This window comes from Shewanella sp. (assembly GCF_013214165.1).
Classification (GTDB): domain Bacteria; phylum Pseudomonadota; class Gammaproteobacteria; order Enterobacterales; family Shewanellaceae; genus Shewanella.
Window position 1 is genome coordinate 22,030 of the sequence record NZ_JABSSM010000042.1, and the last position, 14,679, is coordinate 36,708.

The 14,679-nt window shown below is 44.5% G+C and carries 8 protein-coding genes and 1 pseudogene; 5 read left to right on the top strand and 4 right to left on the bottom strand.

Features of this window, described 5'->3' with window-relative positions; all coding sequences use genetic code 11:
• Positions 1 to 33 precede the first annotated feature (33 nt).
• The 3 genes from pfaD to HRU42_RS13075 all read left to right on the top strand — a co-directional run bounded on the left by pfaD (position 34) and on the right by HRU42_RS13075 (position 5,524).
• Positions 34 to 1,662: an eicosapentaenoate synthase subunit PfaD gene (gene pfaD, locus HRU42_RS13065; protein ID WP_295031766.1), complete on the top strand. Its 1,629-nt coding sequence runs from the start codon at positions 34 to 36 to the stop codon at positions 1,660 to 1,662.
• A 1,308-nt stretch (positions 1,663 to 2,970) separates the two neighbouring features.
• Positions 2,971 to 4,131: a hypothetical protein gene (locus HRU42_RS13070; protein WP_295031767.1), complete on the top strand. Its 1,161-nt coding sequence runs from the start codon at positions 2,971 to 2,973 to the stop codon at positions 4,129 to 4,131.
• Between the two features lie 415 nt (positions 4,132 to 4,546).
• Entirely contained in the window at positions 4,547 to 5,524 is a 978-nt protein-coding gene (locus HRU42_RS13075; RefSeq protein WP_295031768.1) for a transposase, read from the top strand.
• A gap of 498 nt (positions 5,525 to 6,022) precedes the next feature.
• Here the strand turns inward: HRU42_RS13075 and HRU42_RS13080 are convergent, their stop codons facing one another.
• Complete coding sequence (locus HRU42_RS13080) at positions 6,023 to 8,512, bottom strand: TonB-dependent receptor (RefSeq protein ID WP_295031774.1); 2,490 nt, start codon at positions 8,510 to 8,512, stop codon at positions 6,023 to 6,025.
• 353 nt (positions 8,513 to 8,865) lie between these two features.
• On the opposite strand from HRU42_RS13080, the pseudogene HRU42_RS13085 reads away from it, so the two are divergent.
• Positions 8,866 to 9,101 (top strand): annotated as a pseudogene (locus tag HRU42_RS13085) (2-nitropropane dioxygenase); the annotation flags it as partial.
• Positions 9,102 to 9,530: 429 nt separating this feature from the next.
• Here the strand turns inward: HRU42_RS13085 and HRU42_RS13090 are convergent.
• Complete coding sequence (locus tag HRU42_RS13090) at positions 9,531 to 10,079, bottom strand: hypothetical protein (protein WP_295031769.1); 549 nt, start codon at positions 10,077 to 10,079, stop codon at positions 9,531 to 9,533.
• Positions 10,080 to 10,419: 340 nt separating this feature from the next.
• Positions 10,420 to 12,726 (bottom strand): penicillin acylase family protein, encoded by a 2,307-nt coding sequence (locus HRU42_RS13095; RefSeq protein WP_295031770.1) that lies wholly within the window; start codon positions 12,724 to 12,726, stop codon positions 10,420 to 10,422.
• 185 nt (positions 12,727 to 12,911) lie between these two features.
• Between HRU42_RS13095 and HRU42_RS13100 the strand changes: the two genes are divergently transcribed.
• Positions 12,912 to 13,163: a hypothetical protein gene (locus HRU42_RS13100; protein WP_295031771.1), complete on the top strand. Its 252-nt coding sequence runs from the start codon at positions 12,912 to 12,914 to the stop codon at positions 13,161 to 13,163.
• A gap of 32 nt (positions 13,164 to 13,195) precedes the next feature.
• Here the strand turns inward: HRU42_RS13100 and HRU42_RS13105 are convergent, their stop codons facing one another.
• On the bottom strand, positions 13,196 to 14,413 hold the full coding sequence (locus HRU42_RS13105) for a lipopolysaccharide assembly protein LapB (RefSeq protein ID WP_295031772.1): 1,218 nt from the start codon (positions 14,411 to 14,413) through the stop codon (positions 13,196 to 13,198).
• Positions 14,414 to 14,679 lie beyond the last annotated feature (266 nt).

Sequence of the window (14,679 nt, forward strand, 5' to 3'; positions counted from 1 at the left end):
TTTAACTAAAAGAATTATTTTAAGGGTCAAATAATGAATCCTATTACCACTAGCGAAAAGTTGTCTCCCTGGCCTTGGTCGGTTACCGATGCCAGCATCAGTTTCGACGTCAAAACCATGGAGCAACAACTCAAAGATTTCAGCCGTGGCTGTTATGTCGTCAATCACAGTGAAAAAGGGCTCGGCATCGCCCAAGAAGCCGTCCTCGCCTCAGAGCAAGGCGTAAACAGCCATGCACACCCAGTCAGCGCATTTGCACCGGCATTAGGCACTGAAAGCCTAGGCGACAGTAATTTCCGCCGCGTACACGGGGTAAAATACGCCTACTATGCCGGCGCTATGGCTAACGGTATCTCATCCGAAGAGCTGGTTATTGCCCTAGGCAAAGCGGGCATCTTATGTTCATTTGGTGCAGCGGGGCTTATTCCAAGCCGAGTTGAAATCGCAATCAAGCGCATCCAAGCCGCCCTACCCAACGGCCCTTACATGTTTAACTTGATCCATAGCCCAAGCGAGCCAGCATTAGAGCGTGGCAGTGTCGAGCTATTTATCAAGCATAAGGTTCGCACCGTAGAAGCCTCAGCATTCTTGGGACTCACACCTCAAATCGTCTACTACCGCGCAGCTGGGCTTAGCCGTGATAGTCATGGCAATATTGTTATCGCCAATAAAGTTATCGCTAAAATCAGCCGCACCGAAGTGGCTGAGAAGTTCATGATGCCAGCCCCAGTCAAGATACTGCAAAAATTGGTCGATGACGGCTCTATCACGCCCGAGCAAATGGAGCTTGCCCAGCTTGTTCCCATGAGCGATGACATCACGGCCGAAGCAGATTCTGGCGGACACACAGATAACCGTCCATTAGTGACCTTGCTGCCGACAATATTGGCATTGAAAGAAGAAATTCAAACCAAGTATCAATACGACATCCCGATCCGCGTCGGTTGTGGCGGCGGTGTGGGCACACCAGATGCGGCCCTTGCTACCTTCAACATGGGCGCCGCCTATATTGTCACCGGCTCGGTAAACCAGGCCTGCGTCGAAGCGGGTGCCAGTGAGCACACCCGCAAACTGCTGGCGAACACTGAGATGGCCGATGTGACCATGGCACCCGCTGCCGATATGTTCGAGATGGGCGTCAAGCTGCAGGTCGTTAAGCGAGGTACGCTGTTCCCGATGCGAGCCAACAAGCTCTACGAGCTCTACACCCGTTATGACTCTATCGAAGCAATTCCCAAAGATGAGCGTGAAAAGCTAGAGAAACAGGTGTTCCGTTCAAGCCTCGATGAGATCTGGGCCGGCACTGTGGCGCATTTTAATGAACGTGATCCTAAGCAGATCGAACGCGCCGAGGGCAACCCTAAGCGCAAGATGGCACTGATTTTCCGCTGGTATCTGGGGCTTTCCAGCCGCTGGTCAAACTCGGGCGAAGTGGGCCGTGAAATGGATTATCAAATCTGGGCAGGCCCGGCACTGGGCGCATTTAACCAGTGGGCCAAGGGCAGTTACTTAGATAACTACCAAGACCGTAATGCCGTCGATGTGGCCAAGCACCTGATGTATGGCGCAGCTTACCTTAACCGAGTCAACAACCTGACTTCACAAGGGGTTAAGTTACCAACGCAGTTATTGCGCTGGAAGCCGACTCAAAGAATGGCTTAACAGCAGCTAAGAGTTACGACGAGTTGCGAGGAAAAGCAATCAAAAGCGTCAGCCTTGAACGGCTTTTAAAATGAGCATCTTTAAGTCGTAAGCTGTATGTTTTAAGTAAAGGCTAAGAGAAAGCCACCGAACACAAGCTTATTTAACTAAGTGGTTCTGGTGGCTTTTTTGTGAGAGTTTGTATGGACTCGCCCTCATGTTATGCCGCTTATCTGCCAGTGCCTTTGCAAGCCGCCGTAAATATATCCCTACCTGATCACCCACTATAGTCAGCCATTGTTATGCTGTAAGTAATCCCAGTGGTGTTTGAGGTGCAAAATGGCCAAAAACAAAGTGCAGTTCCAAAAAGGGTATAGCTTAATTAAGCTATTTAAAAACTACGGCTCAGAAGAACAATGCTCCAATATTTTTTCATGAGTTAAATTCGACTATACCCTTGAAAATAAGACACAAAAAAAACTAAGCTGCCGTTTGATTGTGCTTCAATAATATACTTTAGGAATAGGTATCTTTGGGTTTTAATTAAGCGCTATCTAGCCACCGATGACAGTTGGCGGCTTCTTGTTAAATACAAAGTACTAATCTAACTGACGCTTTTCTTGGTGTTGGCATAACAAACCCTCCTCAACAACTCCGACTTAAGCTTAGTCAAGGGGTCTTCATCAGACAATCTTGGGTGCCTACATGATGATTGTTTGATTAACCTTAGTAGGAATAAGCTATCTAATACATTGATATTAAAGTCATATTCAATGGTTTCGGCGCTAATTACAGCCCGCTAATCTCAGTGTCTTACGGAGGTTTTAACAAGCCTGTCATGTGTATGCCCCAAATGGCTAGGTTTGTCCTTGCCTCACCTAAATTTGCAACATAACTTATGCTTAACTAGCTGTTGACAATTAACATGCCGTACTGATACATAGTGTTACCTTAATTTTAAGACACATATCTATATTAGTATTCCCTGTACTAATTAAAAATAAAACCCTTAAAAGTGCCGATAATTTAGTTCGATAAACTGAAAAGTAAGCATTTGATTAACTAAAACTCACTTTTCGTCAACTCACGAGGAGCGAGTCGATCCCAGGCTTAACAATTGGTTAATAGTTGAAACTTTTGACTTTATTGACATAGATGTCATTAACGTCATTAATGTAATCGATGACGTCATTATCAATTAATTGTTACTTCAGTACATTCGGCCTGTTGGGATCTGGACGTAGGTGAACAACACCTCCACCAGTACAAGATGCTGATATGTTTAATTTTTGACATAAGTTACTAGAACCTTTTATAGGGTAAAAATAAATGAAAAGTATAATAAAAAATACCAGCGGTGCTATCGCTTTCGCTTCTATATTTCTTGCAACTTCGGTTTTTGCAACACCCAGTACAGACGTTAATAATACCGCGCCAACAGTCGTGCCCGTATTGATTCAGACCTACGATAATTTTTTAGGGCAAGATATATCTAAGAATGGTCAGTATATGGTGGGGATCTCATATACACAGGGAAATTTTGGCCCTGAAGTTCGTCGCCTCACGAGATTAAAAACCAAAGGTGCACAAGAAGCCGAAGTTTTTGGTAGTGAATTCGAAGCGTTTGGCAATGTCAAAATTAATAATAAAGGTGATATTGCCACCGCTATCGTGGTACCAAGCGAGGAAGGCGATCAAATGGTCCCGGCTATCTGGACGAATGCCGGTGATATTATTCCGCTAGACCATATCAGTCAGCTTTATAATTCTGTTTTTGAACAACATTATCTCGACATGGGTCTTGTGTACGATCATTTTCGAGATACCTCCATTCATATTACCGGAATAAATGAGAGCGGTGAGGTGTTAGGCCATACCAGACTGTTTCATTTGGGCGTAGCAAGTTCGGTTGAGATGCAAGTCGGTTGGGTCGGTAAGGCCGATGGCAGTGCCCACCTGATCATGTCCGACAATAACCTGGTGTTCACCAATGATATTTCGAATAACGGCACAGTAGGAGGGAGTCTTTTCGGCTTTAATAGTGATAGCGTTAAGACTGCGGCCTTATGGGATAATGCTGGCAACTTGATGGCCAGGGAAACAGAGAAATCAGTGATTAACGTGGTAACTAACGACACCGCTTATGGTGAGATCGGGCTAGCCATGTCGTGGGATGTTGCTAGTTTCGAGCAAACCGCCATCAATACGGATGGATTACAGATACCTTTCTTTCATACCACAGATGTTAAAGCTGCTAACGCGAAACAGACGCTTTATATCACCGAATACAATGATTACGGTTTAGAGATAGATGGTCATATTTTGACCTCAAGAGGGAACTCTGCGCCGCTTTCAGGCACTGTGAACCCTGAAGGATATAAGAATGGTAAAACATCTAATAACCTGACTAATAATGACCAGCTGATGGTCCCTCTGGAGCCTAGAGGAGGCGTTATTACTCGCTTGTTTGACCTCACACATGAGAGATAATCGCAAAATCTAGTGATTGGCTCATCCGAAATGATGAGATTAGGGTGTAGATATCGCTGAGTTATCAGCTAACGTCACATCCAGTCTTTAATCTTGATAATAGGATGGGTAGCTGAAATGAGAGTTACCATTTGTTTTGGATGAAGATGTAATGTCTTCTGTAAAATGGTAACTCTCAACTAGAAGCTTAAAGGCTAACAAAAATCAAAAAAATTGAGACAGCCATAATTATTACACGATATTTAACCTCCAACAAAAATTGAGACAGCCACAATCATTGCACAACAAAAAATTGAGACAGCCATAATTATTACACGATATTTAACCTCCAACAAAAATTGAGACAGCCACAATCATTGCACAACATTCAACCACCCACTAAGCTTTAGATATTGGTTTAAAGTAGGAGTCAGCTATGCCACGCCCAAGAAAAACTCAAATTAGCGTGGAAGATACGCTATTCTACCATTGTTGTAGTAGAACAGTTCGCCGAGCTTATCTTACTGGTTTTGATAAGTATTCAGGAAAGTCTTTCGAGCACAGAAGAGACTGGATTGAAGAGCAGATCCTAAGTTTAGCTGATATTTTTGCTATTGATGTGGTGGCTTATGCTGTCATGAGTAACCATCTACACATTGTACTTCATATTGATATTGAGCTTGCTAATAATTGGACAGATAGAGAGGTCGTAGAGCATTGGCATAAACTGTTCAAAGGAACTGAAATCACTCAGATATTTGCAAAAGGTGAGATTGTAGAAAGCTTTGAAATTAATGCGCTAAAGCATTCAATAGCCCAATACCGTAGTCGACTGAGCGATATTTCCTGGTTTATGCGCTGCCTCAATGAGCCTATAGCAAGAAAAGCCAATATCGAGGATAACTGTACAGGGCATTTCTGGGAGGGTCGGTTCAAGTCACAAGCCCTCCTCGATGAAGCCGCAGTGCTAGCCTGTATGGCCTATGTAGAGCTCAATCCCATACGCGCAAAAATGGCAAAAACAATTGCAGATTCAGATCATACCAGCCTTCAGTTACGAGTCAAAGCTGCACTAAAGGGCAAACAACCGACAAAGCTACTGCCTTTTATTGGAAATGAGCAACTGAACCAAGTTAAAGGTATAAACTTCTCACTCAAAGATTATCTAGAGCTGGTCGATGAAACCGGTAGAATCATTCGTGATAATAAACGAGAAGCTATTTCTGAAAATGCAGCTAAGATATTAACCCAACTGAATATTTCAGCAGATAACTGGATAAAAATAACTAGAGATTTTGGCAAAATATTTCATGGCCCAGTAGGTACCTTGCAAGAGTTGACGATTTATTGTGAACATCTAGATAAAAAACGGCGGCACTTTTCTAAGTGTTGTCAGTATCTAGAAACTAGCTGATAACTAGACTCAATCAACTTACTTTTTCTTTTTCCTCCTCAATCATTTGAAGTAACAAGCCCTGCCTACAAATCGCGATTTTATTTCAACTCCCTCTATTTTATTGAATTACACAGGTTTTATGTAGATGTTATTGGGAATATTCAGCTTTTATATCTAGCTCGAGTTCAAAACTTGATTCGTATTGTTAAGTTGCTGATTAGTAATGGCTGGCTTTGTTTTTTGGCTTTGTTTTTTCACTCAGTTCGCGTCATCAAACTAAGTTAGAACATTATTCTTATGCTTACAGCGCTAGGCTGTGATGATTAATCTTGTCGGTCGCTGTTTCGATGTGACGCCCATAAAACCCATGGCTTGATGCGCAGTGGTGCTTTGTGAGGAAAGCAATGGAGAGCCGTGAGTTTAAACTGTAAAAAGTAGCAATAGAAAAAGCCATCGAACACTTGTAGATCACGTCTCGCGTGCCGATGGCTTTCAGATAGATTAAACCTATTAGCGCTAGAAGCTAAAGTTAATCTTTGCCGTATAGGTCGTCCCATCGAAACCATAGGGCAGTGCGCGTACCGGATACTTGAATGCTTGATTAGTAATAAAATCGAGTGATTCATTGGCCCCTAACTCGTCTGGGGTGGCATCGAAGATATTATTGATCCCGGCTGAGAAGCTCAGTGACTCGGTGAACTGGTATTCAAGATTGATATCAACCAAAACGGCGGCTTCCACTATGCTGGTCGGCAAGAATGACCCCGTTGGCGATAGCTCATCGGGCAAGCCGATATGATCGTTACCGAAATAGGTGACGTTCGTTTCTCCGAAGTAGTTCACTCTGAGCATCCCTCGCCAATCATTTTTACTGTAATCGAAGGTCAGCGTCCCACGCTCTTTAGGCTGGCCATCGGTCAAGAAACTGCGCTGGAGATCGTCGAGTGCCACATCTTCAGGAATGCCTGCTGGCGCATTGACACTGTCTATCTCAGTTTCATTGAGATTGCCCGCCAGCGTGACATTGAAGTCACCTGCAAACATGTCTGTGCTATAGGTTACGATCAGATCTAAGCCTTGGGTGGTCGAGTTTACCGAATTAGAGAAGTAGTTGGCCTGATCGGCCCCGGTAGCATTTAATGCCGCTACGGCTTCAGGGCTAAAAGCCACATCTTCGGCAGTAAGTAGACTGCCCAAGGTGATCCTGTCTTTAATCTTAACCTTGTAGGCATCTAAGGTCACCGAGATATCTTGGGTCGCATTAAAGACAAAACCAAGACTTAAGTTTTCTGAAGTTTCAAGTTCTAGGCTCTCAACACCTAATGCCGACGGAAATGCAGAACCTGATGTGGCGGTGAATGAATCAGAAAGCACTCCCCCAGCACCTAAGTTAGTCGTATAGGCAGTATAAGCACTTTGCTGCAGAGATGGCGCTCTAAAGCCGGTAGAAACAGCGCCGCGTAACGCAAGGCCATCGGTGACTTCATAGCGAGACGACACCTTCCATACCAGATCACTGCCCGCATCGGAGAAGTCTTCGAATCGAGCCGCCGTGCCCAAAGACCACACATCGGTTAACTGAGTCTCAAGGTCTAGATAGAAGGCGTAACTACTACGATCGGCCTTGCCAGCGGCATCGGGTCTCAAGCCTGGGTATGCCTGAAAACCACAACCCGCATACACGTCTGGATCCATGACAGATGGAAAAGCGCTATCGGCATTAGACATACCGCAGGAATAAGAGGCCAGTTCACCCGCCACTATTTCATAGTTTTCGCTGCGGTACTCGGTGCCGAATGCGATATAGAGAGGCTCATCCCAGCCGATATCGACCAAGCCGTTGATGTCGACATTCAGTGTGGTCTGATCGAAACGGAAACCACCGGAATAACCCGATGTAGGACCTGAGTTGGCAGCGATATCTGCATCATCGGCGCCGGGGTTATTATAAAGGTATTCGGCAGCATATGACGCATTAATACTATTTTTTGAATCGAAGTCATAGTGGTTTTGACCATACACGCCTGAGACATCGAATTGCCAATCATCATTGATATCACCACGGATACCGGCGGCGATAGAGATATCCTGTGCTTCATTATAGATACGAGGCAGGAAGCCATCCGGGTACACTTGCGCTATGTTTTTCGACGCTTCATCGAAATTTCTCCAAAAGCCATTACCTAAGGCCGTGCGATGTGAATAACCACCAAAAGAATAGAGTTCCATATCGGCCATAGGCATCATGGCATTATAAAAAACCGACTTAAATTCAGAGGCAGCATTACCTTGACCCCAACGCACTTCATCGGACAGAGTGCCTGGCGGTATAGTGGATGAACCTCCGATATCGGGTTCAGCACGATTAGTGCCATCATCGTCTCGGTACTCGAGAGACAAGTTTATAAAGCCACCTTCATCCCCCAGATCAAAGCCGGTATTGAGTCCTACTGAATAGTTATCACCATCCCCCTCCCCCGTCGTACCAGCTTGCAAGTAACCTGACGTCTCACCTGTGCTGTCCTTGAGTGATAGATTTATCACGCCGGCTATGGCATCCGAACCATATTGCGCCGCTGCGCCATCACGCAGTACCTGCACATTTTTAAGGGCGATAAGCGGGATAGCATTCATATCGGTACCCGCAGCGCCCGCTCCAACTGTTCCATTGAGACCAAAAATAGCCTGATTATGGCGACGCTTGCCATTGATTAGCACTAAGGTTTGATCCGGCTGAAGGCCACGCAATGTTGCCGGTCGAAATAGATCTGAGCCATCGGAGACTTGAGTCCGGCTGAAGTTAAATGAGGGGACACTCGCCTGTAGGCTCTGGCCCAGCTCGGTAAATCCGCCACGGCTCAAGCTTGCGGCGCTAATGATGTCGACGGGAACGGCTGATTCAGTCGCCGTACGACTCGATACCCGACTACCAAGCACAGAGATGGTTTCTACGTTCTCATCCAAGTGTTCTACTACGGCCGTTTCGGCGTAAAGCTGGGGACTCATTAAAACTAAAGCAATTGCTAGCGCTAAACCATCTGGTTGAAATTTGTTTTTTTTCATACTACTTCCATTATTTAATATTTAAAGATCAGACGCTTTCCTACTTATACAATCAGTTAAAAAGACCACTTATCGATGAATATCATCCTTTTTTTAGCAACTAACTCTCGACCAGGCCTCTGGATATTTATGCACTTTCGACGCCCGCAATGTCAACATCTTTAACCATTAAAACGCACAAATCAGTAACAAATGGTCACTAAACGCTCAAAACGGTGATTGATGAATAATTAAGGCGCCCATAGTTATTCCGAGGGTGCGTCTAAGCGTAAGATGGCCCCTGCTACCGCGGGTTAAACTCGGGCGAGGTGGGCCGTGAGATGGACTATAAAATCTGGGCAGCTCCGGCACTGGGAGAATTTAACCAATGGGCCAAGGGCAGTAGCTAATGCGGTCGATGTGGACAAACGCCTGATGGATGAAGCGGCTTACCTTACCCGAGTAAACAAGCTGACTTCACAAGGGTCGGTGTATTTCAAGTTCGTTACCGACTCAGTTATTGCGCTCGAAGCCGGTTCAAAGAACGACCTAAACAGCATTGCACGTCTTGTTTAAGAGAGTAACCTGAAAAATAGCTTATAAGTTAACGGCTATTATTGTGAACTTATTAAGTAACAGTGGATGTTTACGTTCATTTGCTGGAATAGGCAAATTTATTGAATTTCAGAGATGATAAATGCCAAAAAACTAAAGGTTTTATCGCAATAGGTTTCATGGTGTTGATTGGTTCCGCTTGCTCAAACTTGACAACTGAATTGGTCGCTAGAGGCTTGTGTCACGCTCAAAGCGGGCCTTAAAGTGATGATGAAAATTCTGCATGCCGAAAGTTAGTCAATACGGCAATTAAAGATAACGAAAAAAGATAGAAATCTTGCAACTGACAACGGATGACTTAGACATATATGGCCCCCCCCCTGTGTCAAGGTAAGACACCTAGGTCTGGTCTGACAAGAATGAGAATTCAATCGGCTGATAGAATAATATCTACCTCATCGGTTGTAATGGCCCTAAAGTTGATCCCCCCTTGCACTACACTGACCCCCACATTACAGCTTGTCGCTGATTGGTCTATTTTCTCGCATCGGTTAAGCTCAAGTTTATAGGCTTTATTTTTGATGGCATCGGCGAGTTCAGCACAACTCATTGGATTAAGTGCTTCATTTTTAAAACAGAGCTTCTGTTTATATTCTTCGCCTTTTTTACCGGCCACAAGATACTCCCAATCATCGCCCCATGAGTCGATACTAAAGATATGTTCAACACCATGAATATTCACGGTAATTTTAGGTCCAACCTTAATGCCATAATCCAGATAGTTCACGGCATAAACTCTGAGATGACAAACAGAGAAGTTATTTTCAATGTACTTCTCTCCGGCCACCTCTTTATAAGTCGTTCCCCGCTCAACTTTCACTTCTGTGACTCTATCTAATTGAAAGCTGACATCTTCCCGGCACCCGCTCAACAACATAACAAGCAACATCATCGCAACAAGACTAAGGGATATCATGAAAAAAGGACTCTATTGTCGTTATTTGTATCGCAGCATATCAGAGTTCCAACTGAAAACTTGCTATATTACATTTGCTTACAAAGTGTTAAAACTCAGCAAACATGCTGCATACAGCGCGCTTAGCAGTGAATATATTCGCAAATACGAATATAGCAAAGGAATGGCTCGAAATAGTGCGAAAACTGAAGTGAAATAAACCAAAACCAGTTGATAAAAACAAACCAATTACTACTTAGTCAATACCAAGACGTTAAACTAAAAGATGAAATATCGGCTAAAAAAGAGTGAACAGAGGCAATCAAAACCAAGGGAGAAGTACGTAGCTCTTGGTTTACACTTATTTAATCGCTTGAATCGTTATCTTATGCAAGATTTCATCAGGCAGCAGGGGGGTTGACTCATGATTTGCATATTCATCGAAGCCAGCACGGTAATAGTCAGATAAGGGATGGCCTGACTGCCCACCTGGAATCACCATGATCGCCTGAGACTCTAGCCCAGGTTGTACGATGAAGCGTTGGGATGCACCAAAAGAACTTCTCTGCACCGCGGGCATAAAGCTATCACCAAAACCTGTCACGGTTGGCATATCCAACCAAGAACTTAGCAGCGGCATCTGTTTACTGAAGGGATGTTGTATCTTAAGGGCATTGACCTTGCCCCAGTTAAGATCGGCTAAGGACTCGCCATCACTGTGTTTATCTAATAATTCCAGAGTCGAGTCGACGTAAGCTTGAATGGCAAACTTATCCCAACTTGAATACTGCTCGGGGAGCCAAGACTCAGGCTCATCCTCTAACAGCTGCCACATGGCAGGTTCCAGATAGCGCTTCACCGGAGATAAAGACACGTTTATCTCTTTCAAGCCAGTCTCTATTGGGGCGAAGCTGGCATCGATCAACTTAGCCCTGAAACTGCGAACTAGGGTATATCCCACTGAGTCAGCACAGGCACATGCCTGCCAATCCCTGATAAATTGAATATCTTTGGCAAACCGAACGCGCTCATGTGACAGTAAGTGGATCAGATAATCATGCCAAGGCGTCAAAAACTTAGCCTCATTGTCTAACTGCAATCGATAAAAATCCTGCTCGCTAAACTGCTCCGACTCGAATAATCGGTCACGGATCTGCTGGCTTCTGGCGCCTAGCGCATAACCGCCATCGCCGAAGCGGCCGAATTGCTCCGCCGATATCACCCGGGAATTGGCCGACCACAGCCGTCCATGTTCAGGATTGACCACCTGGGGTAACTCAGTCTCATCTATCTCCCACAAGGCTCCTTGGTAGTTTTCTGGTAATTGCGCCACATTAGCAGGGTTAGTCCTCGATGGTACTGCTCCGGCAGGCTTCCAAGCGGCGTTGCCTTCACTGTCTACTAACATCAAGTTTTGTACCGGGATCCCAAATGTCGTCGCCAGTGCCAATCCCTCTTGCACGCTCGATATTGTCTCTAACCCCATCAGCTCCATATCGACGGCATAATCTTGGTGTGCCACCCAAGACAGCGCATAGTCTTGTCCGTTCACCTGCTTAACCGGACCGAATTGGGATAATTGGATTGGATATTCGATACTCGATTGAGAGCCGGGGAGCTTGATAAATTCTATCTCTGTCGTTAACGGCTCTTTGTCATCCAGAGCTATCCAGTCGGCGGTATCGATATAGGCATTGGTGAATCCCCATGCGAGCTTATTATTTGTGCCCACAACAATGGCTGGCGCGCCCGGCAGTGAGACGCCTGTCACTTGCACCTTATCTCCTGAACCAGAGAAATAGTTGAGCTGAGCACGGTACCAGATGATAGGAACCGCCAATGACAGATGCATATCATCGGACAACATGGCGCGACCACTCTCAGTTAAGGCTCCGGTTACTGCCCAGTTATTACTGCCAATATCAAGCGGCTCCTCAATCGTGCTAATCAGAGCCGTCGCCAGTAACTGAGGTTCAAGCTCTGGAGTTAATATCTCTTCAGTGGGGAGAAGGCTAAAATCCAGCGCCGCCTGATAGGGGCTATTCTGTGTCACAAATGCCAACATCTTCTCGCCATACAGGCGCTGGATCTGAGTCAAGGCCATGTCTCGATTGGGGGTATTTCCTTGCAAATCTAGGTACATGCTATAGATGACCAGCAAACTATCTGCCGGTTGCCAGGTTTGCGGGCTTGCCCCAGTGAGCAGGTATTCGAACGCACTCAGGCTTGGCTCTGCTACTGCGGCGTTGACGCCATTGGCGTAGGCCTGTAGTAGCAATTTTTGCTTGGGTTCCATCTTAGCGACAATATTCTCGGCTCGCTTCCTCAGCTGATGAAAACGGCGAGACTTATCTAGATTTAATGCCTTCTCACCGAAAATCTCTGCGAGCTCACCGGCAGAATTACGCCTAAGCAGATCCATCTGAAAGAATCGATCTTGTCCATGTGCAAAACCCAACGCATAAGCCACATCGCGACGGTTTTGACCATGTATGACCGCAGTACCTAATCTGTCTCGCTCTATGGTAACGGATTCAAATAGATGACCGCTGCGAAACTCCCCGGATAGCTTAGGCAGACTCAGATGCAATCCAAAATAAGCTGTCGAAAGCAGAATAAAAATCAACGAGAGGGTCAAAATCAACAGTATTTTTATTATTTTAGTCATCGAGTATCGCCATCATATCCATTACATGATGATGACTATAACCTAAGTTACCCTTATACCAATCCAGCCTTAGGCATGATTCTTCCCTAAATCACTAAATTTAACTGGCAGGCTTCGTGTTAGCTCCTTACTCGACTAGAATAGCTATTTCGAACCACGACATTATCGATGTAAAGTTAACCTACATGGCAAAACCCAATAAGAAAGGCCCCACACGCACTGTCGATATCTTCTGCGCTAAATGCAAGACCCAGTTATTTAAGTATCGCAAGGGGGGCAAAGGCGCCTTAGTGAAGTGCTTTAAGGAGCGAATCGTCGCAGACTTCACTCAAATACCTTGCACCTGTCCCAATTGTGGACAAGAGTTCGCCAGGGAAACCTTAGTTCGAGGCACGCCTGCATTTAAGATGATTGGCGGCAAGATCACCTTTAAATAGACGTCAGCTTACAAATCCTAATCTAGAATGGGTCACCTTATCCGTTGCAGCTTATTTTCAACTTTAGAGTGTAATTTTAACGTCTTTGCTAGTATATTCGGCAAATTTCTATGGGTAATGATAGCTAGTGACAGTGTTGTTAATCTGTAGGCTTGGGCATAATTACGGTCCAAAAATTCAAGCTCAGCCAAATTATTCTGACCTTGTACTTGACCATATGGATAGCGGATTTTTTGGTGATAATGAATAGATTTTTTAAATTGATACCTAGCTGCGGCATATCGATTGAGTCTTTGATTTACATGGCCAGCAAGCTCAAAAATGTAGGCTAAATAAAGCCAATCTTTTACTTTGGCCGCATCCTGCCTTGCTAGTGAAAGTAAAGGTAACGCACGCTCAATTTCATTTTTACCAACAAAGTTATTAGCTAAAGATAATCTCAATCTGGCTAAGTCACGCATATTTCCCCGTGTCTTTGCTTGCTCAATCGCTAAAGTTAATAACTCATGCGCTAAGATAAACTCTCGACTTTCTATCAATACGTTTGCAAGCAGTCGCTTAGCGGTGACATTGTCAGGCTCAACCATTGATACTCGTTCCAAATAGGTTCTTGCGACATCTAGTTTTCCGGACTGTAGCAACTCCAGTGCCCTGACGATATCCGGATTGACGAACCTTGAATCATTAACGGTATTTATACTTACTTGATCCGTACCTGTTTTTAGATTTATCAAGTTTGACAGCTGTAAAAACGAATCCTTAATATCGGTTCCGACAAAGTGACCACTATCGGTGATCTGTTGTTGATGTAAACGATAGGCTAGCTGGCTCCCCTCTGAATCGACAAGAACCTCAGTTTCTATAATAAGAGATGCGCCTGAAACCTCAAATATTGTCTCTATATCCTCAATGGTTAAATCATCATTTAACACTGAAGCACGTTTCATTATCTCAATAACATCTTCAACTTGTAGCACCATATAGCGCTCAGAAGATCCCAGTCGACGGATCAACTTGTCCATTTCACCATATGCACTCCATTGTGTACCTAGAGGTTCCATCACTTGTTTCACTGTAGATTTCACCGCCTCTTTAACAGGTAAGACCAAGATAGAGCCTGTCTCTAAAGGTGATTCTTTGCTGTTCTTCATATACATAAAAATAGAGCCGATGACTAAAATTAGCAGTAAAATTAATAAAACATAAAAAAACTGTTTGTTTAACTTAAATAGACTCATATGGGCAGACATTAATACTCCTTTATCTAATCTTTGGCGGTAAATAACAATCTATTAGTCATTGAAGTCAGCGTAAACCATAGAGTTAAAAATTGTCAGCGAGTAAGACATACCAAGCATTAGCTCGATGAGTGATCGCGCGTCAGTTTGTTCACCAAAAAATCAATAAATGCCCTGACAGTAGGCTTAGGGTATAGAGCTCCCTTATAGATAGCAAAAATCTCCCCACTGCCGTCTTCCCAATGATTCACAGTCCAACCTGGTAGCACTTCTACTAA

Bases quoted from the DNA above. Each gene is read 5' to 3' on its own strand.
- pfaD (WP_295031766.1), top strand. From the start codon at position 34: ATGAATCCTATTACCACTAGCGAAAAGTTGTCTCCCTGGCCTTGGTCG.
- HRU42_RS13070 (WP_295031767.1), top strand. From the start codon at position 2,971: ATGAAAAGTATAATAAAAAATACCAGCGGTGCTATCGCTTTCGCTTCT.
- HRU42_RS13075 (WP_295031768.1), top strand. From the start codon at position 4,547: ATGCCACGCCCAAGAAAAACTCAAATTAGCGTGGAAGATACGCTATTC.
- HRU42_RS13080 (WP_295031774.1), bottom strand. From the start codon at position 8,512: ATGAGTCCCCAGCTTTACGCCGAAACGGCCGTAGTAGAACACTTGGAT.
- HRU42_RS13090 (WP_295031769.1), bottom strand. From the start codon at position 10,079: ATGATATCCCTTAGTCTTGTTGCGATGATGTTGCTTGTTATGTTGTTG.
- HRU42_RS13095 (WP_295031770.1), bottom strand. From the start codon at position 12,726: ATGACTAAAATAATAAAAATACTGTTGATTTTGACCCTCTCGTTGATT.
- HRU42_RS13100 (WP_295031771.1), top strand. From the start codon at position 12,912: ATGGCAAAACCCAATAAGAAAGGCCCCACACGCACTGTCGATATCTTC.
- HRU42_RS13105 (WP_295031772.1), bottom strand. From the start codon at position 14,413: ATGTCTGCCCATATGAGTCTATTTAAGTTAAACAAACAGTTTTTTTAT.